Source organism: Janthinobacterium sp. LM6, assembly GCF_002002885.1.
GTDB lineage: Bacteria > Pseudomonadota > Gammaproteobacteria > Burkholderiales > Burkholderiaceae_D > Janthinobacterium > Janthinobacterium kumbetense.
The window spans coordinates 5,951,772-5,973,068 of sequence record NZ_CP019510.1; the positions used below are offsets into that span (position 1 = coordinate 5,951,772).

The 21,297-nt window shown below is 63.2% G+C and carries 22 protein-coding genes; 6 read left to right on the plus strand and 16 right to left on the minus strand.

Translation table 11 applies throughout. The annotated features are described in order from the left end of the window. Positions 1–39: 39 nt before the first annotated feature. On the minus strand, positions 40–945 hold the full coding sequence (locus BZG29_RS26125) for a LysR family transcriptional regulator (protein ID WP_077408661.1): 906 nt from the start codon (positions 943–945) through the stop codon (positions 40–42). A gap of 99 nt (positions 946–1,044) precedes the next feature. Here BZG29_RS26125 and BZG29_RS26130 point away from each other — a divergent pair, with 99 nt between their 5' ends. Beyond that, the gene (locus BZG29_RS26130) at positions 1,045–2,337 is read left to right on the plus strand and encodes an SGNH/GDSL hydrolase family protein (protein ID WP_253192708.1); all 1,293 of its coding nucleotides are present in this window, start codon (positions 1,045–1,047) and stop codon (positions 2,335–2,337) included. Here the strand turns inward: BZG29_RS26130 and cysK are convergent. Then, positions 2,298–3,230, minus strand: coding sequence for a cysteine synthase A (gene cysK / locus BZG29_RS26135; protein ID WP_077408662.1), 933 nt, complete (start codon positions 3,228–3,230; stop codon positions 2,298–2,300). The two genes, BZG29_RS26130 and cysK, sit on opposite strands and share 40 nt — an antisense overlap. Before the next feature lie 189 nt (positions 3,231–3,419). Next, positions 3,420–3,884 (minus strand): FKBP-type peptidyl-prolyl cis-trans isomerase, encoded by a 465-nt coding sequence (locus BZG29_RS26140; RefSeq protein ID WP_077408663.1) that lies wholly within the window; start codon positions 3,882–3,884, stop codon positions 3,420–3,422. A 255-nt stretch (positions 3,885–4,139) separates the two neighbouring features. Here BZG29_RS26140 and thpR point away from each other — a divergent pair, with 255 nt between their 5' ends. After that, a complete protein-coding gene (thpR, locus tag BZG29_RS26145) occupies positions 4,140–4,658 on the plus strand; it encodes an RNA 2',3'-cyclic phosphodiesterase (RefSeq protein WP_171985110.1) in 519 nt (172 codons plus the stop codon). Positions 4,659–4,668: 10 nt separating this feature from the next. Here the strand turns inward: thpR and tcdA are convergent, their stop codons facing one another. Continuing rightward, complete coding sequence (gene tcdA / locus BZG29_RS26150; protein WP_253192709.1) at positions 4,669–5,529, minus strand: tRNA cyclic N6-threonylcarbamoyladenosine(37) synthase TcdA; 861 nt, start codon at positions 5,527–5,529, stop codon at positions 4,669–4,671. 112 nt (positions 5,530–5,641) lie between these two features. On the opposite strand from tcdA, the gene pdxH reads away from it, so the two are divergent. Together pdxH and BZG29_RS26160 are read left to right on the plus strand one after the other, a co-directional pair. Then, entirely contained in the window at positions 5,642–6,862 is a 1,221-nt protein-coding gene (gene pdxH, locus BZG29_RS26155; protein ID WP_077408666.1) for a pyridoxamine 5'-phosphate oxidase, read from the plus strand. Between the two features lie 127 nt (positions 6,863–6,989). Next, complete coding sequence (locus BZG29_RS26160; protein ID WP_077409302.1) at positions 6,990–8,237, plus strand: cyclopropane-fatty-acyl-phospholipid synthase family protein; 1,248 nt, start codon at positions 6,990–6,992, stop codon at positions 8,235–8,237. A gap of 18 nt (positions 8,238–8,255) precedes the next feature. Here the strand turns inward: BZG29_RS26160 and msrA are convergent, their stop codons facing one another. Continuing rightward, positions 8,256–8,789: a peptide-methionine (S)-S-oxide reductase MsrA gene (gene msrA / locus BZG29_RS26165; protein ID WP_077408667.1), complete on the minus strand. Its 534-nt coding sequence runs from the start codon at positions 8,787–8,789 to the stop codon at positions 8,256–8,258. 176 nt (positions 8,790–8,965) lie between these two features. On the opposite strand from msrA, the gene BZG29_RS26170 reads away from it, so the two are divergent. Then, positions 8,966–9,472 (plus strand): flavin reductase family protein, encoded by a 507-nt coding sequence (locus BZG29_RS26170; protein ID WP_077408668.1) that lies wholly within the window; start codon positions 8,966–8,968, stop codon positions 9,470–9,472. 39 nt (positions 9,473–9,511) lie between these two features. Here the strand turns inward: BZG29_RS26170 and BZG29_RS26175 are convergent, their stop codons facing one another. From BZG29_RS26175 to BZG29_RS26225, 11 genes are all read right to left on the minus strand, one after another. Then, on the minus strand, positions 9,512–10,198 hold the full coding sequence (locus BZG29_RS26175) for an OmpW family outer membrane protein (protein WP_077408669.1): 687 nt from the start codon (positions 10,196–10,198) through the stop codon (positions 9,512–9,514). A gap of 99 nt (positions 10,199–10,297) precedes the next feature. Next, the gene (locus tag BZG29_RS26180) at positions 10,298–11,680 is read right to left on the minus strand and encodes an SGNH/GDSL hydrolase family protein (protein ID WP_077408670.1); all 1,383 of its coding nucleotides are present in this window, start codon (positions 11,678–11,680) and stop codon (positions 10,298–10,300) included. A gap of 241 nt (positions 11,681–11,921) precedes the next feature. Beyond that, complete coding sequence (locus BZG29_RS26185; protein ID WP_077408671.1) at positions 11,922–12,941, minus strand: L-threonylcarbamoyladenylate synthase; 1,020 nt, start codon at positions 12,939–12,941, stop codon at positions 11,922–11,924. Beyond that, the gene (locus BZG29_RS26190) at positions 12,938–14,134 is read right to left on the minus strand and encodes a 5-(carboxyamino)imidazole ribonucleotide synthase (protein WP_077408672.1); all 1,197 of its coding nucleotides are present in this window, start codon (positions 14,132–14,134) and stop codon (positions 12,938–12,940) included. The genes BZG29_RS26185 and BZG29_RS26190 overlap by 4 nt, the downstream gene beginning before the upstream one ends. 15 nt (positions 14,135–14,149) lie before the next feature. Further along, positions 14,150–14,647, minus strand: a complete 498-nt coding sequence (gene purE, locus BZG29_RS26195) for a 5-(carboxyamino)imidazole ribonucleotide mutase (protein WP_077408673.1) — start codon at positions 14,645–14,647, stop codon at positions 14,150–14,152. A 1-nt stretch (position 14,648) separates the two neighbouring features. Further along, positions 14,649–15,542: a phosphoribosylaminoimidazolesuccinocarboxamide synthase gene (locus tag BZG29_RS26200; protein WP_077408674.1), complete on the minus strand. Its 894-nt coding sequence runs from the start codon at positions 15,540–15,542 to the stop codon at positions 14,649–14,651. Positions 15,543–15,647: 105 nt separating this feature from the next. Further along, positions 15,648–16,712, minus strand: coding sequence for a class II fructose-bisphosphate aldolase (fba, locus tag BZG29_RS26205; RefSeq protein WP_010401625.1), 1,065 nt, complete (start codon positions 16,710–16,712; stop codon positions 15,648–15,650). A gap of 187 nt (positions 16,713–16,899) precedes the next feature. Beyond that, a complete protein-coding gene (gene pyk / locus BZG29_RS26210; RefSeq protein ID WP_077408675.1) occupies positions 16,900–18,348 on the minus strand; it encodes a pyruvate kinase in 1,449 nt (482 codons plus the stop codon). Between the two features lie 109 nt (positions 18,349–18,457). Continuing rightward, entirely contained in the window at positions 18,458–19,669 is a 1,212-nt protein-coding gene (locus BZG29_RS26215; protein WP_077408676.1) for a phosphoglycerate kinase, read from the minus strand. 77 nt (positions 19,670–19,746) lie between these two features. Next, on the minus strand, positions 19,747–20,097 hold the full coding sequence (locus BZG29_RS26220; RefSeq protein WP_077408677.1) for an AzlD domain-containing protein: 351 nt from the start codon (positions 20,095–20,097) through the stop codon (positions 19,747–19,749). Next, positions 20,090–20,836, minus strand: coding sequence for an AzlC family ABC transporter permease (locus tag BZG29_RS26225; RefSeq protein WP_077408678.1), 747 nt, complete (start codon positions 20,834–20,836; stop codon positions 20,090–20,092). Before BZG29_RS26225 ends, BZG29_RS26220 begins: the two co-directional genes overlap by 8 nt. A 258-nt stretch (positions 20,837–21,094) precedes the next feature. Between BZG29_RS26225 and BZG29_RS26230 the strand changes: the two genes are divergently transcribed. Then, a complete protein-coding gene (locus tag BZG29_RS26230; protein WP_034780619.1) occupies positions 21,095–21,289 on the plus strand; it encodes a zinc-finger domain-containing protein in 195 nt (64 codons plus the stop codon). The last annotated feature ends 8 nt before the right edge of the window (positions 21,290–21,297 follow it).

Consider the following 21,297-nt stretch of genomic DNA (forward strand, 5'->3'; position numbering starts at 1 on the left):
ATTGTACTGCGCGGCCGTGTCCGCCTGTAGCCTAATGCATCAGTTCAGCTTGACGTTCTGCGCCAGGAAATCGAGAAAGACGCGCACCCGCAGCGGCACATGCCCGCCCTGGCCCACGAAGACGGCATGCACGTCCTCGCTGTCGCCGGGATTGTATTCTTCCAGCACGGCCAGCAAACGGCCGGCCGCGATATCGGCGCGCACCTGGAAGGCGGCCAGGCGCGCCAGGCCCAGTCCCGCCAGCGCCAGTTGCCGCAAGGCCTCGCCATCGCTGGCCTGCGCATTGCCCGTGACCGGCACGACGACGTCGCCCTCGGGCAGGCGCAGCGGCCAGCCCGAGCGGGCGCGCGCGTAATTGGCGTCGAGCAGATTGTGCGCTGCCAGCTCGGCGGGCGCCCTCGGCGTGCCGCGCCGCGCCAGGTAGCTTGGCGACGCCACGATGACCATGCGCGTCTGGCCCAGCTTGCGCGCCAGCAAGCTGGAACTTTTCAGGGGACCGGCCCGCACGGCCACGTCCGTGCGCTGCTCGAGGATATCGACGACGGTATCCGTCAGCACGATGTCGAGCGTCACCTGCGGATAGCGTTCGAAAAACAGTGGCGCCAGCGGCAACAAAAAATGCTGGCCGAACGGCACGTTCGCATTCACGCGTATTTTGCCGCGCGGCACATCCTGCACGCCCGCGCAGCGCTCGGCCTCGTCCAGGGCCGCCAGCACCTGCATGCCCCGTTCATACAGGCCGCAGCCCTCGGCCGTCAGCTGCAACTGGCGCGTGGAGCGGTTCAGCAGGCGCGCGCCCAGGCGCTCTTCCAGCCGCGAGACGAGCTTGCTGACGGCCGACGGCGTCATGCCGCAAACGCGCGCGGCGGCGGAAAAGCCGCCCAGCTCGACCACGCGCACAAACACTTCCAGCTCGCCGGAACGATTCACTTCCAGTCTGGCCATTGTGAATTCAACTCATAAATGTTCTTCGATAGGATAGTCTAGTGCATAAATGGCTTTGCTTTCATCATGCGCACATTCCCCTTGATGAAGCGAGCCGCCATGCAACGATTTTCCATTCTCCCCGCCACCCTGCTGAGCCTGGCATTCGGCACAAGCCCTGTCCAGGCCGCCAATGCGGACACCACCTGGCTGGCCAGCTGGACGGCCAGCCCGCAAGCCGTGTGGGGCAGCGACTTTGTGCTTCCCGCCAACGTGCCCGCCGTGCTGCACGAACAAACCGTGCGCCAGGTGGCGCGCCTCAGCGTGGGCGGCCCGCGCTTGCGCATCGTGCTGTCGAACGCGTATGGCAAGGTGCCGCTGCGCATCGGCGCGGCCAGCGTGGCCCTGGCCGCTTCCGCTTCGGCCATCGAAGCAGGCAGCCTGCGCACGCTGACGTTTTCCGGCCAGCCCTCGGCCAGCGTGGCACCGGGCGCGCCGCTCGTCAGCGACCCCGTCGACCTGCCCGTGCCGGACCTGGCCCGGCTGACGGTGAGCGTCCACCTGCCGCACGCCAGCCCGACTTCCACGTTTCACTGGGATGGCCGCGAGACGGCGTGGATCGCCCCGCATGACCAGACGCGGGCCGCGCGCATCGATGATTCTCAAGCCGGCGTGCAGAGCACCACGGCGCGCCTCTTGCTCAGCGCCATCCAGGTGGAAGCGGCGCCAGCGGCGCAAGCCGTGGCTATCCTTGGCGATTCGATCAGCGATGGCGCCAGCGCCAGCCTGGGGATGGATGCGCGCTGGCCCGATTTCCTGGCCGCTCGCCTGGCGCCGCAGGGCGTGGCCGTGATCAATGCGGGCATTTCCGGTGCGCGGCTGTTGTCCGACGGCATGGGAACCAATGCCCTGGCGCGCTTCGAGCGCGACGTGCTGGCGCAACCGGGCGTGCGCACGGTGGTCGTCTTGATCGGCATCAATGACATCAGTTGGCCCGGCACTGCGTTTGCGCCACGGGAACAGCGTCCCACCCTGGAGGAATTAACGGCCGGCTACGCCCAGCTGATCGCCCAGGCCCGCAGCCGCGGCGTGCGCGTGGTCGGCGCCACCCTGACGCCGTTCGCAGGCGCCCTGCCCGGCACGCCTCTGAGCGACTATTATCAGCTTGATAAAGATGCGCTGCGCCAGCAACTGAACGCGTGGATACGCGCCAGCGGCCATTTTGACGCCGTGCTCGACTTCGACGCCTGGGTGCGCGACCCCGCGCAACCGCTGCGCCTGCTGCCCGCCTACGACTCGGGCGACCATTTGCACCCGGGTGACGCGGGCAACCGGGCGCTGGCGGAAGGGATAGACCTGTCGCTGCTGTTGAATCAGTCGCCCAGGCCCGCGTACAAGGCCGTGCTCAGGTAGCGCTCGCCAAACGACGGGATGATGGTGACGATGGTCTTGCCCGCGTTTTCCGGGCGGCGCGCCACTTGCAGCGCGGCCCACAGGGCGGCGCCCGACGAGATGCCGACCAGCAAGCCTTCATCGCTGGCGGCCAGGCGCGCCGTGGCGAACGCGTCGTCGTTCTTGACGCAGATGATTTCGTCGTAGATGGCCGTATTCAAAATCTGCGGCACGAAGCCGGCGCCGATGCCCTGGATCGGGTGCGGGCCCTTGGTCCCCTTCGACAACATCGGCGACGCTTCCGGTTCCACGGCGATCATTTGCAGGCCAGGCTTGCGTTCCTTCAACACTTCGCCGATGCCCGTGATCGTGCCGCCCGTGCCCACGCCGGCGACGACGATGTCCACTTGCCCATCCGTATCGCGCCAGATTTCCTCGGCCGTCGTGGCGCGGTGGATGGCGGGATTGGCGGGATTATTGAATTGCTGCAACATCAGGTAGCGCGGGTCGGCCGCCACCAGTTCCTCGGCCTTGCGGATGGCGCCCAGCATGCCTTCGCTGCCGGGCGTAAGCACCAGTTCGGCACCGTAGGCGCGCAGCAGGATGCGCCGCTCGCGGCTCATGGTGTCAGGCATGACGAGGGTGCAGCGGTAGCCGCGCGCGGCGCACACCATGGCCAGCGCGATGCCCGTGTTGCCGCTGGTGGGCTCGACGATCACGGTATCGGGATGGATCTTGCCTGCGGCTTCCGCAGCGACGATCATGGACAGGCCGATGCGGTCCTTGACGCTGTGCGCGGGATTGTAGAATTCGAGTTTGGCCAGGATGGTGGCCACACTGCCCGCGGCGATGCGGTTGATGCGCACCAGGGGGGTGTTGCCGATCAGTTCAGTGACGTCGTTGGCGATGTTCATGGGAGTCTCCACAGCAATTACAGAAGAACCCAGTCTACCGCGTTTCAAGGCACTGAACAAAAAGTTCATGGCGTTGTTGCAATGCCTTGCCGTACTTTCGTACTGTCTTCGGCAATGCGCCTAGCCCTGAACATTTTGTTACGTACCGATGGCGGCGGCGCGAGCATGCGCCGCCGCCAAACTGAACAATTACTTCACGTCCAGCAATTCCACGTCGAAGATCAGTGCCGAGTTCGGCGGAATGTCGCCATTGCCGGCGCCGCGCGGGCCATAGGCCAGTTCGCCTGGGATGATCAGGGTGCGCTTGCCGCCCACTTTCATGCCGGCCACGCCCTGGTCCCAGCCCTTGATGACCATGCCCTTGCCCAGCGGGAAGTCGAACGGGCCACGGCCTACGGAGCTGTCGAACTTCTTGCCGCGCGAATCTTTCGCCAGCGGACGGTACAGCCAGCCCGTGTAATGCACGGTGACGTTGTTGCCGGCGGACGCTTCCTTGCCCGTGCCGACCTTGTTGTCGATCAAGATCAATTTATCGGCAACAGGGCCAGGGCTCAGCGAGACGGCGGAGGCGGGAACAGGCGCTGGCGCCTGTGCCTGCGCCAGCGACGCGGCGACGGAGCAGATCAGGGCAAACAAAACGGAGCTACGCGTCATGATGTATTCTTTCAGTGAGTTTCGGTAAGATCCCTGCCAAGTAGGTCGTGGGAAATTATTGTGAAGTTATGACGAACAGAACCGGATGCTCTGCAAGGCGCCTGCTGCGACGCAGTGCGAGCACTGCTAGTAGCGGGCAACACCGCAGAGCGCCGGGTATGGAAGTCAGAAATCACAATAATTTACTACGCCCTACTTAATGCCAACCGGCAGGGAACGCCAATAATAGCAAACCGCCGCAACGATAGGAAAAACTTGTCGCCCGATACCCATAGCCCCCGCCTGTTTTACGCGCTGTGGCCCGATGCGGCCACGCGCGCGGCCCTGGCCGCCTGGCAGGCGTTGCTGGACGGCAAGCCCGTGCGCCCGGAAAAGCTGCACCTGACCCTGGCCTTCCTGGGCCAGCGCCCGGCCAGCGAGCTGCCGGCCCTGCTGGCTATCCTGGAACAATTGCCGGCGTGCCCCATGCCCCTGCTGTTCGACCACGCCAGCCACTTTAGCAAGCTGGCGCTGGCCTGGGCCGCCCTGGCGCAACCGTCGCCGGCCCTGCTGGACTTGCGCGCGGCCTGCATGCATGCGCTGGCGCAACGGGGCCTGGCGCCCCGCTTCGAGCACGACCGCTTCACGCCGCACGTGACCCTGGCGCGCCAGGCACCGCCGCCGGCCAGCCAGGATTTCGCGCCCATCGCCTGGCTGGCGGACGAACTGGTACTGGTGGAATCGCTGAAAAGCAGCGGCGACTACCGCATCCTGGCCAGCAGGAAGCTGATTTAAGCAGCGTGACTTAGGCGGCGTCCGGCACTGGCATTGGCGCTGGCACTTCAGCAACTTTGTCCTGGCGCAAGCTTTTCAGCGCATGGGCGGCCGCCACCATGCCGAAGCTGGCCGTCACCACCACGCTGGAACCGAAGCCGGCACAGTTCAGGCCGGTGACGCCGGCGGGCGTGCCATCGATGGCGCACGCTTCCGCGCTCTCGGGCGTGCTCAACGGCTCCATGGAAAACACGGCGTCGACATTGAATTTGTTTTTCACGCCACGGGGGAAACCATATTCGGTACGCAACAATTTTCGCACGCGCTTGAGCAGCGGTTCCTGTTCCGTTTTCGACAGGTCGCGCACGGCGATCAGGGTCGGGTCCGTCTGCCCGCCCGCGCTGCCGATGGTCAGCATGGGAATGTTGCGCGCGCGGCAATACGCGATCACGGCCGCTTTCGCCTTGGCATTGTCGATGGCGTCGACCAGATAGTCGAAATCGCGTCCGCCCAGCAACTGCTCCAGATTATCGGGGGTAATGAAATCCTCGATCTGCGTGACCTGGCAAAACGGATTGATCAATTCGATGCGTTCGGCCAGGGCCGTGATCTTGGCCTTGCCGATGGTGTCGCTCATGGCCTGGATCTGGCGATTGATGTTCGATTCAGCAACATTATCGAGGTCGATCAGGGTCAGGCGGCCGACGGCGCTGCGCGCCAGCGCTTCGACGATCCAGGAACCGACGCCGCCCACGCCGATCACACACACATGCGCGGCGCGGAAGCGCGCCAAAGCGGAGGCGCCGTACAGGCGGGCAATGCCGCCGAAACGCCGCTCAAAATCGATCTCGGTCAAGTCCATGGAAATTAGTTCATTGGTGGAGGTATGCATGGCGCCATTTTAACGGACACTGCGCTGGCGGATATTCTAAAATAGCCGGATTGACACAGCGACAATAGCAATTGTCGCCGCGCCCCCACACCGCCCACCACGAGAACTCGCCATGACCTCTCCCCTGTTCGACTCCGTTCCCGGCTTTGACCAGCCCATCGCCGTGCTCAAACATTGCCACGACAAGATCCGCAAGCAGCTGACGACCCTGCAAAACCTGCTGGGCCATCTGGCGCAGCACGGCAACACGGCGGACGCGCAGCAGGCAGCCAGGGCGGTGTTGCAATATTTCAATAAAGCCGCCCATCTGCACCATGACGATGAAGAGCAGGACTTGATGCCCATGCTGCAGGCGACCGCCACGGGCGACGATGCCGCCCTGCTGGCCACGCTGGTGCCCGAAATCCTCGCCGACCACCAGCGCATGGACCAGGCCTGGCTGACCCTGCGCCCGGAACTGGACGCCATCGCTGCCGGCACGGGCACGCAGTTGTCGCATGATGGCGTGCGCGACTATGCCGCCGCCTACCAGGCCCACATGGCCAAGGAAGAGGGACAACTGGCGCCCATGGCCAAGCGCCTGTTCAGCGCGCAACAGATGGAACAGCTGGGCACGGCCATGCAGCGCCGCCGCGGCATCGCGCCGGAAGAGACCGCCGCCCCGGCAGCGTCCACCGTGCCCGTGCACGATGCAGCCACCCTGGCCGCCATGCGCATCGATTATGTGCAAAGACTGTTATCCGAGGAAGACGTGCAGCGCGACCCGATTGCGCAATTTGAAAAGTGGTTCGACGAAGCGCTCAAGTCCCAGGTCAGCGAGCCGAACGCCATGAGCTTGTCCACCGTCAGTCCCGACGGCAAGCCCAGCTCGCGCATCGTGCTGATCAAGCAGTTCGACGAACGGGGTTTCACCTGGTACACGAATTACAACAGCGACAAGGGCCAGCAGCTGGAACACAACCCGCACGCGGCCCTGCTGTTCTTCTGGCGCGAGCTGGAGCGGCAAGTGCGCATCGAGGGCACGGTGGTGAAAACCACGGCTGCCGAGAGCGACGAGTATTTCAACGTGCGTCCCCTGCAAAGCCGGCTGTCGGCGATTGCCTCGCAGCAAAGTACACCGATCGCCAGCCGCGCCGAGCTGGAAAGCCATTACGAAGCCGTGGCCGCCGCCGTCGGCGACGCACAGCCGCCGCGCCCCGCCCACTGGGGCGGCTACCGTTTGCAGCCGGAACGCATCGAATTCTGGCAGGGACGCCGTTCGCGCTTCCACGACCGCATCGTGTTTACCCGCGATGCTGACGGGCAATGGAGCATGCAGCGCCTGCAACCCTGAACAGGATAGGCAAGGCGGCGCAAAGCAAGCTGGTCAATATAGGTGTAGGCTATGAGGGTAGAAGTTACTAAATGACATTGTTTCTCAATTTGCGGTTGCCATGGCGGCCGCTTCATTGGAGGCCATTTTGTTTGTACAAAACCAACTCAAGTCCTGGATCGCCAGCATCCGCAGCAAGACCGCCTTGCCGCTGCGCATAGAATTGTGGAACGGCCAGCATGTCGACCTGTCCAGCGAAGCGCCCAGAGTCACCATCCGCCTGCCGACCGTCGCCTCGGCCCGCTATCTGCTGAACCCGTCGCTGGCCAACCTGGGCTCGGCCTATGTGGAAGGCAATATCGAGGTCAAGGGCACGGCGATGGACATGATTTCCATCTGCAATGCCCTGGCGCGCACTACCTTGAAGCCGGAAGGCAAGCTGGCCCGCATCGTGCGCAGCTTTACGCACGACAAGAGCAAGGATGCCGAAGCCATCCGCTACCACTACGACGTGTCGAACGCGTTCTATGAACAATTTCTCGATCCCTCCCTCGTGTATTCCTGCGCGTATTTCGAACACGGCGATGAAACCCTGGCGCAGGCGCAAGTCAAGAAGATCGACCATATCCTGAAGAAAATCCAGCTGCAGCCGGGCCAGACCCTGCTCGACATCGGCTGCGGCTGGGGCGCGCTCGTGATTCGTGCCGCGCAGCAATATGGCGCCCGCTGCGTGGGCGTGACCCTGTCGGAAAACCAGTACGCGCTGGCGCGCGAGCGCGTGGCGGCGGCCGGCCTGGCCCATTTGATCGATATCCGCCTGCAAGATTACCGCGACGTCACGGGCCAGTTCGACCGCATCACCAGCGTGGGCATGTTCGAGCACGTGGGCCTGAAACACTTGCCCGACTACTTTTCCATCATCCACAAGCTGCTGGCGCCCGATGGCATGGCGATGAACCACGGCATCACCTCGACCGACCCGGAGAATGGCGAAACGCCGTATGGCGGCGGGGAATTCATCGAAAAATATGTGTTTCCGCACGGCGAGCTGGCGCACATCGGCAATGTCTTGAAAACCATGCAGCAGGGGGGACTGGAAGTGCTGGACGTGGAAAACCTGCGCCGCCACTATGCGCGCACCTGCGCCCTGTGGACGGAGAATTTCGAAGCCCATGCCGAGCAGATCCGTCCGCTGGCGGGCGAACGGCGCTTCCGCATCTGGCACGTCTACCTGGCCGGCTGCGCCTATGCCTTCGAGCAAGATCTGATCAGCCTGTACCAGATCGTCTGCGTGAAGGCGGGCCGGCGCTCTTCCACCCTGCCCTGGTCGCGCAACTACATGTATGCGCAGGAGAATACGCAGGAAACAAGGCCGGCGCCCGTGCTCACGGCCTGACAGGCGTGCGGGGCCGTCTTACTTCAGGCGGCCCGCGTACATGGCGCGGAATTTCTCCACCTTGGGCGCGACGACGAGGGCGCAATAGCCCTGCAAGGGATGCTGCTCGACATAATTCTGGTGGTAATCCTCGGCCGGATAAAAGGTCGCGGCCGGCGCCAGCTGCGTGACGATGGGCGCATCCCACACGCCGGCCATTTCGGCCACTACCTTGCGCGCCACGCTTTCCTGCGCGGCCGACTGGTAATAGATGACGGAGCGGAATTGCGTGCCGACATCATTTCCCTGGCGATTCAGGGTGGTAGGGTCGTGCAGCGTAAAAAAGATTTCCAGCAAGTCGTGGTAAGCGATGATGGCAGGATCGAATTCCAGGCGCACCACTTCCGCGTGGCCCGTGCCGCCCGCGCACACCTGTTCGTAGCTGGGATGGGGCACGCTGCCGCCCGTGTAGCCGGACTCGACGCGCGTCACGCCGCGCACTTCCCCATACACGGCGGCGAGGCACCAGAAACAGCCACCGCCGAATACCGCCACTTCCGTCTGTTGATTCATGATGTCCTCCCGCAACGCTGCTGCGACTTATCATTTCACCACTGTAACGCAAAGCGCCATGGCTTGCAGCGCCGCTTGAAACGGCGCGTGGGACACCGCACATACGGGCATGCCGGCCACGATTGCGCTGGCATGCCCGATTTTTGGCATAATGTCAGCAAATAGACAGGTCACCCATGAACACACGCTCTCCCCGCGCGCCCGCGCAAGAATTCGATACGACACATTTCCGCCAGGCACTGTCGCAGTTTGCCACCGGCGTGACGGTCATTACGACGCGCCTGGCCGACGGCAGTTTCCGCGGCTTGACGGCCAGTTCCTTCAATTCCGTCTCGCTGTCGCCGCCCCTGGTGCTGTGGAGCCTCGGTTCCGTGGCGAACAGCATGCCCATTTTCAGCGGCAACTCGCATTACGTCATCAATGTGCTGGGCGCCGACCAGGCGGAACTGGCCACGCGCTTTTCACGCCGCACGCCGAATCCCTTCGACGACGTGGAATACGAACTGTCGCGCACGGGCCAGCCCATCCTGAAAGGCGCATCGGCCTGGTTCGAATGCCACAACCGCAGCCGCTATCCGGAAGGCGACCACGTCATTTTCGTGGGCGAAGTAGAACAATGCGCGTTTGCCGCGCAGCCGCCCTTGATCTTCCACAATGGTAAGTTCAATACACCGCCAGCCTGAGCGGGACAAAAAAAAATCCGCCGAGGCGGATTTTTTGTTTTACAGGGTAAAGTTATACCCGATGCTGATACTCACGGCGACCGGGTCGAGCTTGATGTCCTGCGTCTGCCCCGTGGAGAATTTCGCCTTGGTTTTCAGGTAGGTCTTGACCACGGCCACATCGGCAAACCAGCGCTCGTTGAAGGCCAGGGTGCTGCCGACCACCAGGCTGCCTGTCAGCTTGTTGTCCATGCGGTAAGTCACGGGTTTTCCACCCGGATCCAGCAAGGCCGTCATCTGGCCCGAGCCTTTTTCCTTCTGGAAATAGGCATACGTCAAGCCCGCGCCCACGTAAGGGCGGATCATCGCATTGGGCTGGAAGAAACGGTACTGGATGAAAGCCGTCGGCGGCAAGGCTTCCGCCGTCCCCAACTTGCCCGTGCCCTTGATGGAGCCGGCGCCGATCAGGTCATGCTTGTACGGCACGCCCAAAATCATTTCAGCGGAAACATTGTCCGTGATCATGTAGGCAAAGGTCAGGATGGGCTTGGTATCCGACTTGACGTCGGCCTTGGTGCCCGGCAACGCCGGCGCGGAAATGTCGCCACTGTCCACGTGCGGCGTGATCTTGTTGAGGCCAGCCTTGACCATCCAGGTGCCTGCGCTTTGCGCCGAAGCGCCCGTCGCCATGGCCATCGCGGCAGCCGCAGCCAGCACGCGTACGGCGGTATTCAAACGATTCTTCATCTTGTCTCCTGATTCAGTATGTGCGGAGTGTTCCGCTTTCGAGTCTTGTCGCTGCCGGCACCGGCCGCGCCTCGCAGGCACGGCCGGTGCGGCCATCCCTTACAGCCAGCCCCGCACGACCATGTCCTTGGCCACATAGCGGGCCAGCAACAGGTTGTTGAACGGCGTAGGATGCACTTCGTCGGCATACGAGTAGTGGCTGACGTCGCCCGCTTTCAAGTTCGTGCCATTGCACACGAGCGAGCTGCTCAGGAAATTCTTCGCCGTGCTCAGGTCGCACGCCGTCTCGCTGACGTTGGTCAGGCCATACGGGCCAGGATTGACGCCCTGGTCATGACTGACGGCAAACACATCGACCAGCAAGACTTTCGCATTGCCGTTCAAGCCGGCGCTCAGCTCGCCGTTGAAGGTGTTGACCATGGCATTGATCAGCGCCTTGGTGTTGGCATCCTTGCTCAGGCCCGATGGCGTGCCGGCCACGTCCGGCAGGTTGTTGACGATGACATAGTTGGCGCCCTTGGCGATGATCTGGTCCTTGACCAGCACTACCAGCTCTTTGCCGGCCTGTCCCATCGCGGCGACCAGCAGCGGGCCCTGGGCCGCAGCGTAATCGGCGCCGGCCTTGGCGCCGGCGGCGTTGCCCGTCACCGTCGCGTCGGCTTGTGCCTTGGCAGCCAGGGCCGGCGCCTGCGCCTGGGCAGTCGCATTGCCCGCAATCACGGCGGCTTGCACGGCGGCACCGACGATGGTTGCCGACGTGGCGCCAGGCGCCGCACTGGCCGTCTTGATGGCGGCGCCAATGGCAGCCACCGCAGTGGTTGGATTGGTGGCGCCGGCCGCCAGGGCCACCGCCAGGTTGGTGGCGAAAGCCTGGGCGCCCGCAGCCGCACCGGCCTTCGCGCCGGCGTCCATCGCGCCCGCTTGCAATGCACCCAGCAGGAACAGCACGTCGTTACCGCCCGCCATCACGAAAACGGCTTCCGTGCCGCTGAACTTGCCGCCGGAAACGGCCAGGTGGTTCGCAATCTGCGTCACCACGGGCACGGTCAGGGCGCCCAACGCACCGCCCGCCAACTTGTTGTTCGGTCCGACCGGGTTGGTCACGCGCGAACCGCCCATGGCGTAGCCGAAGCAGCCGGCATGCTTGACGCGCGGAGCCTGCAGGGAGGGAATGCTGCCTTCCAGGCCCGTCTCGGCGGCGCATGGCGCCGGCAAGCCGAATTGCGCGGCCAGGTGCTCGGTCCAGTTCTTGCCCGTCAGTTCAGGATTGATCTTGGTATTGTCGCCATTGATGGTGAATTTGCCGCCACCGGAGGCCGCCACGCCGGCGACCGCATACGAACCGACATCGGACAGGCTGTCGCCGAACGACACCTGCGCCGTGTATTTGACTTTCAAGGCTTGATCACCGCCACTGGCGCCGCCGCAACCTGCCAGGACAGCCGCAGCCAGCACGGCCAGCGCGAATTTTGTTTGATGCATTTTGTCTCCTCGGTCTTTTTTCTGGTTTCTAAACGAACGGGCGTGCTATTCGCTACCCAACTAATATGCCATCGTTCCTCAGGCTTGTATAGAAAATATGTTTTAAAAATCAACGAAATAACAACACTGCCAGCGCCCTGTCACGACCGGGCGATCCGCTGAATTATGGAGGATATAAGATGTTTCGTGGCAAGCATCTCTATTGCGCTGCATCAAGAAAAAGCCCCTTGCGGGGCTTTTATTATGCGGACAGAAATTGCTGCAAGATACCACTTGAGCCGAAGGCGGCGCGCCGCAGACGGTCGTTGACGCCCAGCCACGCGGGGCCGGTGGGCGGTGCTTCGACGAGTATCAGCTCGGCGCCGACCTGATCCATCGTGCGCAGCGAGGCATACAGCGCATGTGCGTAATTTTCCGGGTTGGCCGCCAGGCGCACGCTGGCGCTGGCCGGCGGCAGATCCGAGTAGTGGATCAGGGCCACGCGGCGCCCGTCATTGAGCAGACGGTTCAAGGTGGCGCGCACGTCGTCGCTGTGCTGCATCGCAACAGGCGTGTGCGGTGCGTAATGCGATTCCAGGGTGCCCGAGGCGCGCGGCGCGGCCGCGTCCGCCACGGCCGGTGCGCGGCCAATGACGGCGGCGATCTGTTCGCTGCTGATATGGCCGGGACGCAACAGCACGGGACCGTGCGTGGCCAGGCGCGACAGGTCGACGATGGTCGACTCGATGCCGACATCGCTCTGCCCGCCATCGAGGACCAGGCCCAGCAAGCCGCTATCGAGTTCCGCCGCGAATTCATCGCGCACATGCTGCGCCGTGGTCGGGCTGACATTGCCGAATTTGTTTGCCGACGGCGCCGCCAGGCCGCCCTTGCCGCCCTTGAACGTGCGTAGCAATGCGATAGCCGCCGGGTGCGACGGGCAGCGCAAGCCCACCGTATCCTGGCCGCCGGACACGGCATCGGGAATATGCACGGCGCGCTTGACGATCAGGGTCAGCGGACCGGGCCAGAAGGCAGCCACCAGTTGCTGCGCTTCGGGCGGGATATCGTCGGACCAGTGCCCCAGGTCGGCGCCGGGCGCCACGTGCACGATCACGGGATGATCCGAGGGCCGGCCCTTGGCTTCGTAGATGCGCGCCACGGCGGCCGGGTTTTCCGCATCGGCGCCCAGGCCATACACCGTTTCCGTCGGGAAAGCGACGAGGCCGCCCGCTTCCAGCACGGCAGCGGCCGCCGCCAGGTCTTGTGCGGTCACGCTCACGGCGCGATTCCCAGGATCAGGCAAGCGTCGCGCAGGCGCTGCTGCGCCTCTTGCAAGGTGGCCGCGATGAAGGTCAGGTGGCCCATCTTGCGGCCACGGCGCGGGTCGTCCTTGCCATACAGGTGCAGGCACGCGCCCGGCAGCGCCAGCACCTGGTCCCAGGCCGGTTCGCAGGCAACATCGCTGCCGTCGGCAAACCAGGCGTCGCCCAGGATGTTGAGCATCACGGCCGGCGAATGCTGGCGCACGTCGCCCAGCGGCAGACGCGCCATGGCCCGCACCTGCTGCGCGAACTGGCTGGTGACGCAGGCATCCATCGTGTAGTGGCCGCTGTTGTGCGGACGCGGCGCCATTTCATTGACCACCAGGCTGCCGTCGTCCAGCACGAAAAATTCGATGCACAGCACGCCGACATAGCCGAGTTCGGCGACCATGGCTTGCGCCGCCCGCTGCGCCCTGGCGGCACAGTCGTCCGACACGTTCGGGCCCGGCACCGTGGTAGTAAACAACACGCCGTCGCGGTGCACGTTTTCGGCGATCGGATACACGACCGATTCGCCATCCGCGCCGCGCGCCGTCAGCACGGACACTTCATACGCCAGCGGCAGCATTTTTTCCAACAGGCAAGTTACTTGTCCCATTTCCGCGAAGGCGGCGCACACGTCGTCGCGCGTGCGCACGCGGAACTGGCCCTTGCCGTCATAGCCCATGCGCACGGTTTTCAAGATGCCCGGCAGCAAGTCGTCGCCGATGGCGTCGATATCGGCCTGCGTGGCGATGACCATGTGCGGCGCCGGCAGCACGCCCGACTTCGCGGCACAGTCGACAAAGAAACGCTTTTCCGCGATGCGGTCTTGCGCCACCGACACGCCGTGCGCATTGGGCGCCACGAACACGCGTTCGGCCAGGCGCGACAGGCTGTCGGCCGGCACGTTCTCGAATTCTGTGGTGACGGCCAGGCATTGCGCCGCCAGCGCGTCAAGCCCGGCTGCGTCGCTATAGCCGGCATTGACCAGGCGCTGCGCCACCTGCCCCGCAGGGCAGGCGTCGGACGGTTCCAGGACGGCAACCTGGTAGCCCATGCTCTGGGCGGCCTGGGCAAACATGCGGCCAAGCTGGCCGCCGCCCATCACGCCCAGCCACGCCGGTGGGTTGGCGGCGGGCAGCAATGGGGAAGTCGATTTACTATTCATTATTTTTCAAACATATTAATCAGGCAAGACCATGGCCTTGGCGGCGGCCGTTTGCGTGGTACGGAAAGCTTCCAGCTTTTCGGCCAGGACATCGTCATTTGCGGCCAGCATCGCCACGGCCGTCAGCGCCGCATTTGCCGCGCCCGCTTCGCCGATGGCGAAAGTGGCGACCGGCACGCCCTTGGGCATTTGCAGGATGGACAGCATGGAGTCTTCGCCACGCAAGTATTTCGACGGCACGGGCACGCCCAGCACCGGCACGATGGTCATCGCCGCCACCATGCCAGGCAGGTGGGCGGCGCCGCCGGCGCCGGCGATGATGGCGCGCAAGCCGCGCGCGCGCGCGCTTTTCGCGTACGCATACATCTCGTCGGGCATGCGGTGCGCGGAAATGACTTGCGCTTCGTACGGCACGCCAAACTGTTTCAAAATGGCAACTGCATTCTGCATCACGTCCCAGTCCGAGGACGACCCCATGATGACGCCGACCAGCGGCTTATTCTGCTCGCTCATCTCAGGCCTTCAGTTTCTCGCCCGTCAGGCGTTCGATGGCTTCGAAGTACTTGGCCTGGGTTTTTTCGATGACGTCGGCCGGCAGCGCTGGCGCCGGTGCGGTCTTGCCCCAGGTCAACGTTTCCAGGTAATCGCGCACGAATTGCTTGTCGAACGACGGCGGCGAGATGCCTGGCTGATACGAATCGGCAGGCCAGAAGCGCGACGAGTCGGCCGTCAGCACTTCATCCATCAGATGCATGACGCCATTGTCGTCCAGGCCGAATTCGAACTTGGTGTCGGCGATGATGATGCCGCGCGTGGCAGCGTACTCGGCGGCCGTCTTGTACAGGGCGATGGCGACGTCGCGCATCTTGGCGGCCAGGTCCGCGCCGATGCGCTCTTCCATTTCAGCAAAGCTGATGTTTTCATCATGCTCGCCCAGTTCAGCCTTGGCTGCCGGGGTGAAGATCGGTTCCGGCAGCTTTTCCGCCTGTTGCAAGCCCGCTGGCAGCGCGATGCCGCAGATGCTGCCCGTGTCCTGGTAATCTTTCCAGCCCGAACCGATGATGTAGCCGCGCACGACTGCCTCGACCATGATCGGCTTCAGGCGCTTGGCCACCACGGCGCGGCCTTGCACTTGCTCCACTTCCTCTGGCGCCACCACGGATTCCGGCGCCACGCCGGTCAGGTGGTTCGGCACGATGTGGCCCAGTTTCTCGAACCAGAAGTCGCTCATCTGGTTGAGGACCTTGCCCTTGCCGGGGATAGGCTCGTTCATGACGACATCGAAGGCCGACAGGCGGTCCGTGGTGACGATCAAGATCTTGTCGTCGCCAACGGCGTAGTTGTCGCGGACCTTGCCGTGGCCCAGCAATGGCAGGGAGTGGATGGAAGTCTGATAGAGGCTGTTCATAGCGGGGGGAATAGTTGGATGAAACGAAACCGGCAGGCAGGGGATGCCCGCCGGTCGAGAAAATCGGGCACGGAGCATTGCTACCGGCCCGTTCCAGACAGAATTTTACTTCACAATTTGCGACAGCTCGCCGGCCTTGTAGCGCTCGGCCATTTTTTCCATCGTGATGACCTTGATTTTCGACGCCTGGCCTTCGCAGCCGAAAGCCTGCATGCGCGCGCGCACGATTTGCTCGGCGGCGGTGCGGGCTGGCTTCAGGAAGTCGCGCGGGTCGAATTTCGACGGGTTCTCGAACAGGTATTTGCGGATCGCGGCCGTCATCGCCAGGCGGATGTCGGTGTCGATGTTGATCTTGCGCACACCGTGACGGATGCCTTCCTGGATTTCTTCGACCGGTACGCCGTAGGTTTCCTTCATGTCGCCGCCGAATTCGCGGATGATGGCCAGCAATTCCTGCGGCACCGACGAGGAACCGTGCATCACCAGGTGGGTGTTCGGGATGCGCGCGTGGATTTCCTTGATGCGGTCGATGGCCAGGATGTCGCCCGTCGGCTTGCGCGTGAATTTATAGGCGCCGTGCGAGGTGCCGATGGCGATCGCCAGGGCGTCGCACTGGGTGCGCTGCACGAAATCGGCCGCTTGCGCCACGTCCGTCAGCAGTTGCTCGCGGGTCATGGTGCCGTCGGCGCCGTGGCCGTCTTCCTTGTCGCCCTTCATGGTTTCCAGCGAACCGAGCACGCCCAGTTCCGCTTCCACCGTCACGCCGATGGCGTGCGAGAATTTCACCACTTCACGCGACACTTCCACGTTGTATTCGTAGGAAGCGACCGACTTGCCGTCCGCTTCCAGCGAACCGTCCATCATCACGGAAGTAAAACCCGAGCGGATGGCGGCCATGCAGACGGCCGGCGACTGGCCGTGATCCTGGTGCATGACGACGGGAATGTGCGGATACGCTTCGACGGCCGCGTCGATCAGGTGGCGCAGGAACGCTTCACCGGCGTACTTGCGCGCGCCAGCGGACGCCTGCATGATCACCGGGCTGTTCAGCGCATCGGCGGCAGCCATGATGGCTTGCACTTGCTCCAGGTTGTTGACGTTGAAAGCAGGAATGCCATAACCGTTTTCGGCGGCATGGTCCAGCAGTTGACGCATGGATACGAGAGACATGGTAATACTCCAGAGAACAATAGAAACCGTTGCGGCGCTTCGCGGTCAATGACCGCGGCGGCGCCTGAATTCTTTCAACTAAACCAGAACGTCCACCAAACTGTTCAGGGCCAGGCGCGTTGCCGAAGGCAGTACGACTAGTACGACGAGGCAATGCAACAACGCCCTGGACTGTTTATGGGCGTTCTTAATCGAATTCGCCTACTTTGACAATTTTCAAGGCATTCGTGCCGCCCACCTGGCCCATCGGCTCGCCCCAGGTGACGACGATCATGTCGCCCTTCTTGACGATGCCCTGCGCCACCAGCAGCTCTTCCGCCTGCTTCAGCACTTGCGCGCTGGGGGCGTTCTGCATCAGATGATACGCCCGAACATTGCGGTACAGCGCGGCTTTGCGCAAAGTCGTCACACTTGGCGTGAGCGCGTAGATCGGCGTATCGATACTGTGGCGGCTCATCCACAAGGCGGTGGAACCGGACTCCGTCAGCGCCACGATGGCTTTGACGCGCAGGTGATGGGCCGTGAACAGCGCGCCATACGCGATCGACTGGTCGATGCGGGTAAACGTGACGTTGAGGAAATCGGCATCGAGCTTGTTGTATTCGGACTGTTCCGCTTCCACGCAGATGGCGGCCATCATTTCCACCGTCTCGATCGGGTACTTGCCCGAGGCCGTTTCGGCCGACGTCATGACGGCGTCCGTGCCATCGAGCACGGCATTGGCCACGTCGGACACTTCGGCGCGGGTCGGCACGGCGTTGACGATCATCGACTCCATCATCTGCGTTGCCGTGATGGCAAGCTTGTTCGATGCGCGCGCCATCTTGATCATGCGTTTCTGCAAGGCCGGCACGGCCGCGTTGCCCACCTCGACCGCCAGGTCGCCGCGGGCCACCATGATGCCGTCGGACGCGTCGAGAATTTCTTGCAGCGCGGGAATAGCTTCCGCGCGCTCGATCTTGGCGATCATCATCGGCTTGTGGTGGTACGGTTCGCCGGCGATATTGGCCAGCTGGCGCGCCATTTCCATGTCGGTCGCGCATTTCGGGAAAGAAATAGCCAGATAGTCGGCCTGGAAACTCATTGCCGTCTTGATATCTTCCATATCCTTGGCCGTCAGCGCGGGCGCGGACAGGCCGCCGCCCTGGCGGTTGATACCCTTGTTATTCGACAACTCGCCGCCAATCTTGACGGTGGTGTGGATTTCACTGCCGTGGATGCGCTCGACGATCAGCACGATGAGGCCGTCGTTCAGCAGCAGCACGTCGCCCTTGTGCAGGTCGCGCGGCAAGGCCTTGTAATCGAGGCCGACACGCTCCTGGTTGCCCAGTTCGCCGTTTTCTCCCCACTTGGCGTCGAGGATGAACTTGTCGCCCGCTTCAAGCTGGATGCGGGAATTTTCAAACTTGCCGACGCGAATCTTCGGTCCTTGCATGTCGGCCATGATGGCCACTTCGCGCCCGCACTCGGACGCCGCCAGGCGCACCAGCGCCGCGCGGTCGATATGGTCTTGCGCCTTGCCATGGGAAAAATTCAAGCGCACCACATCGACGCCCGCACGTATCATTTTGACCAGGATATCGAAGTCGGTGGAGGCGGGGCCGATTGTTGCTACGATTTTTGTACCGCGTGGCATAGGAATCCTTGTGCGCGAGCGAAGGTGAGCAAGGCCGGTTGATCAGGCATCCGGCAAGGTAAAAGCGCAGCGGTCAGGCTGCGCTTGGTGGCACTACAGTCAGGCTGTATCAGCCAGCACGTTGCATGAGAATTTCCACTGCTGGCAAAGTCTTGCCTTCCAGGAACTCCAGGAAAGCGCCGCCGCCCGTCGAGATATAGCTGATTTTATCGGTAATGTCGTATTTGGCAATCGCCGCCAGGGTGTCGCCACCGCCGGCGATGGAGAAAGCTTTCGAATCGGCAATGGCCAGGGCCAGGGTCTTGGTGCCGTTGCCGAACTGGTCAAATTCGAACACGCCGACGGGGCCGTTCCACACGATGGTGCCGGCGGCGCCGATCTGCTGCGCCAGCAAGGCGGCCGTTTTCGGGCCGATATCGAGGATCATGTCGTCGTCCGCCACGTCGGCCACGTCCTTGACGGTGGCGGCGGCCGTGGGCGAGAATTCCTTGGCGCACACGACATCGACGGGAATCGGCACTTGCGCGCCGCGCTTGGCCATGATGTCGATGATGGCTTTCGCTTCCTCGACGAGTTCCGCTTCCACCAGCGACTTGCCGACGTTCAAGCCGACGGCCTTCATGAAGGTGTTGGCGATGCCGCCGCCGACGATCAGGTTATCGACCTTGTCGGACAGGGCTTTCAGGATGGTCAGTTTGCTCGATACTTTCGAACCAGCAACAATTGCCAGCAGCGGGCGGGCCGGCGCGTGCAAAGCTTTCCCCAGTGCATCGAGTTCGGCGGCCAGCAGCGGGCCGGCGCAGGCAACGGGCGCGAACTTGGCGATGCCGTGCGTGGATGCTTCGGCGCGGTGGGCCGTGCCGAACGCGTCATTGACGTAGATATCGCACAATTTGGCCATTTTTTGCGCCAGCTCATCGCTGTTTTTCTTTTCGCCCTTGTTGACGCGCACGTTTTCCAGCAGGACGACCTGGCCGGCAGCCAGGGATTCCAGGCCGGCGCCATCGACCCAGTTTTGTTTCAATGCAACTTCCTGACCCAGCAGCTCGGACAGGCGTGCCGCCACGGGCGCCAGGCTGTCGGCAGGCTTGAACTCGCCTTCCGTCGGGCGGCCCAGGTGCGACGTCACCATGACGGCAGCGCCAGCGTCCAGCGCGGCGCGGATGGCCGGCACCGAGGCGCGGATGCGCGTATCTTCGGTGATCTTGCCACTGTCATCTTGCGGGACGTTCAGGTCGGCGCGGATAAACACGCGCTTGCCTTGCAGTGCATTTTGGGCGATCAAATCTTGCAGACGGATGAAGTTGAGAACAGCTGACATGGCGATCCAGATGACGAGTGGAAGGAAGTGCGCTATTTTACCGCAATGCCCAGCGCAAATCCCCGATTTGTCCTGCTTTACTGAAAAACGTGCAACAGTCGCAAGCCCGTGAAAACCAGCATGCCAAACACGATGGTTTGCAGCATATTGCGGCGAATCACAAAAAAGAGCGTGGCGGCAATACCGGACAAGAGTTTCAAATTCGACAATTCGAAGTGCACCTGCTGCCCCTCCATCAGCATGTCGGGCGCGATGATGGCCGCCAGCGCGCAGGCCGGCGCATAGCGCAGCATCTCGCCCACGCGGCGCGGAATGGTGATGTGATGGCCGATCAGCCAGAAGGTGCTGCGCGTGGCGGCCGTCGCCACTACCAGCACGGCGATGGCGATCCACACGTCGGCCCTGCCCCAGTTTATGCCGTCAAACATGGCGTTTTGTCCATTTTTCTGTCAATTCTTCCACGGCCATGGCGCTGACCATGCCCACCAGCACGGCCACCAGCAAGCCCAGCTTATACGGCAGGCCGTAGGCCAGCACGGCCACCGTGCCCGCCACCAGCACGCCGCACAGGGCGGCGCGGCTGAGGATCAGCGGTACCGTCACGCACAGGATCGCCAGGGTGCCCGCAAAACCCAAGCCCCATTCGGCCGGCACGACGGCGCCCAGCACGATGCCGATGAAGGAACCGATCTGCCAGGCCAGCCAGTTAGGGTAGATCAAGCCTTTCAGGAAAGGCAGCTTGGCCGGGTCCGGCGTTTCGTGCGGATAGCGCTGCAGGAACAGGCCCACCGTGATGTCGCCGGCCACATAGCCGAGCCCAAAGCGCTGGCGCCACGGCAGATGGGAAAAATGCGGGGCCAGCAGCACGGAAAAGATGACAAAACGCAAATTGACGACGAGGGCCGTGGCGAAGATCACCCACACGGGCGCATGCGCGGCCAGCAGCGGCAAAGACGCGAGCTGGGCCGAGCCGGCAAAGACAAACAGGGTCATGGCCCCCGCCTGCGCCACCGTCAGGCCGCTTTTCACCATGGCCACGCCTACCACCATGCCCCAGGCGGCGATGCCCAGCAAGGTGGGCGCCCCCAGGTTCAGGCCGGCGCGCCAGGCGTCTTTCAGCAGGGCATCGTCACTGGCCACCGGGACGGCGTTCACGCGGGTGTTCATGCGAGCCCCCAGCAGGCTGGGTGTGGTAACTGCACAACAATGGTGCGTGGCGACAAGGGCGGCAACGGTGATACCGGCAAGGCAAATCCAGTCAGTGTGGCGCTGCAGCCGCCATATTTCCGCAAAAACCCGCGCCGCAGCCGTAGATGATCGAGCCGACATTTTAGCCATGATTTTTGCTGTCTGCCTGAATCCGTTAAAATCGTACTTTTGGCAGCAGCCGACTTCCATCCATACAGCCTCACGGAGCATAACAAGATGACAAAAACCACCCAGCCAGCGGTCGAACTCGACAGTAAAGACCTGCCAGCCCACTGCCCTAACCCGGCCATGCCGCTGTGGTCGTCGCATCCGCGTGTGTTCCTGGAGTTCAACAAGGACGGTATCGCCAAGTGCCCGTACTGCGGCACGGCCTACACCCTGAAGGAAGGCGCCAGCGCCGGCCACCATTAAAACTGCCC

Coding starts and splice junctions, on each gene's coding strand:
- BZG29_RS26125 (WP_077408661.1), bottom strand. CDS start 945: ATGGCCAGACTGGAAGTGAATCGTTCCGGCGAGCTGGAAGTGTTTGTG.
- BZG29_RS26130 (WP_253192708.1), top strand. CDS start 1,045: ATGCAACGATTTTCCATTCTCCCCGCCACCCTGCTGAGCCTGGCATTC.
- cysK (WP_077408662.1), bottom strand. CDS start 3,230: ATGAACATCGCCAACGACGTCACTGAACTGATCGGCAACACCCCCCTG.
- BZG29_RS26140 (WP_077408663.1), bottom strand. CDS start 3,884: ATGACGCGTAGCTCCGTTTTGTTTGCCCTGATCTGCTCCGTCGCCGCG.
- tcdA (WP_253192709.1), bottom strand. CDS start 5,529: ATGCATACCTCCACCAATGAACTAATTTCCATGGACTTGACCGAGATC.
- pdxH (WP_077408666.1), top strand. CDS start 5,642: ATGACCTCTCCCCTGTTCGACTCCGTTCCCGGCTTTGACCAGCCCATC.
- msrA (WP_077408667.1), bottom strand. CDS start 8,789: ATGAATCAACAGACGGAAGTGGCGGTATTCGGCGGTGGCTGTTTCTGG.
- BZG29_RS26170 (WP_077408668.1), top strand. CDS start 8,966: ATGAACACACGCTCTCCCCGCGCGCCCGCGCAAGAATTCGATACGACA.
- BZG29_RS26175 (WP_077408669.1), bottom strand. CDS start 10,198: ATGAAGAATCGTTTGAATACCGCCGTACGCGTGCTGGCTGCGGCTGCC.
- BZG29_RS26180 (WP_077408670.1), bottom strand. CDS start 11,680: ATGCATCAAACAAAATTCGCGCTGGCCGTGCTGGCTGCGGCTGTCCTG.
- BZG29_RS26190 (WP_077408672.1), bottom strand. CDS start 14,134: ATGAATAGTAAATCGACTTCCCCATTGCTGCCCGCCGCCAACCCACCG.
- purE (WP_077408673.1), bottom strand. CDS start 14,647: ATGAGCGAGCAGAATAAGCCGCTGGTCGGCGTCATCATGGGGTCGTCC.
- BZG29_RS26200 (WP_077408674.1), bottom strand. CDS start 15,542: ATGAACAGCCTCTATCAGACTTCCATCCACTCCCTGCCATTGCTGGGC.
- fba (WP_010401625.1), bottom strand. CDS start 16,712: ATGTCTCTCGTATCCATGCGTCAACTGCTGGACCATGCCGCCGAAAAC.
- pyk (WP_077408675.1), bottom strand. CDS start 18,348: ATGCCACGCGGTACAAAAATCGTAGCAACAATCGGCCCCGCCTCCACC.
- BZG29_RS26215 (WP_077408676.1), bottom strand. CDS start 19,669: ATGTCAGCTGTTCTCAACTTCATCCGTCTGCAAGATTTGATCGCCCAA.
- BZG29_RS26220 (WP_077408677.1), bottom strand. CDS start 20,097: ATGTTTGACGGCATAAACTGGGGCAGGGCCGACGTGTGGATCGCCATC.
- BZG29_RS26225 (WP_077408678.1), bottom strand. CDS start 20,836: ATGAACACCCGCGTGAACGCCGTCCCGGTGGCCAGTGACGATGCCCTG.
- BZG29_RS26230 (WP_034780619.1), top strand. CDS start 21,095: ATGACAAAAACCACCCAGCCAGCGGTCGAACTCGACAGTAAAGACCTG.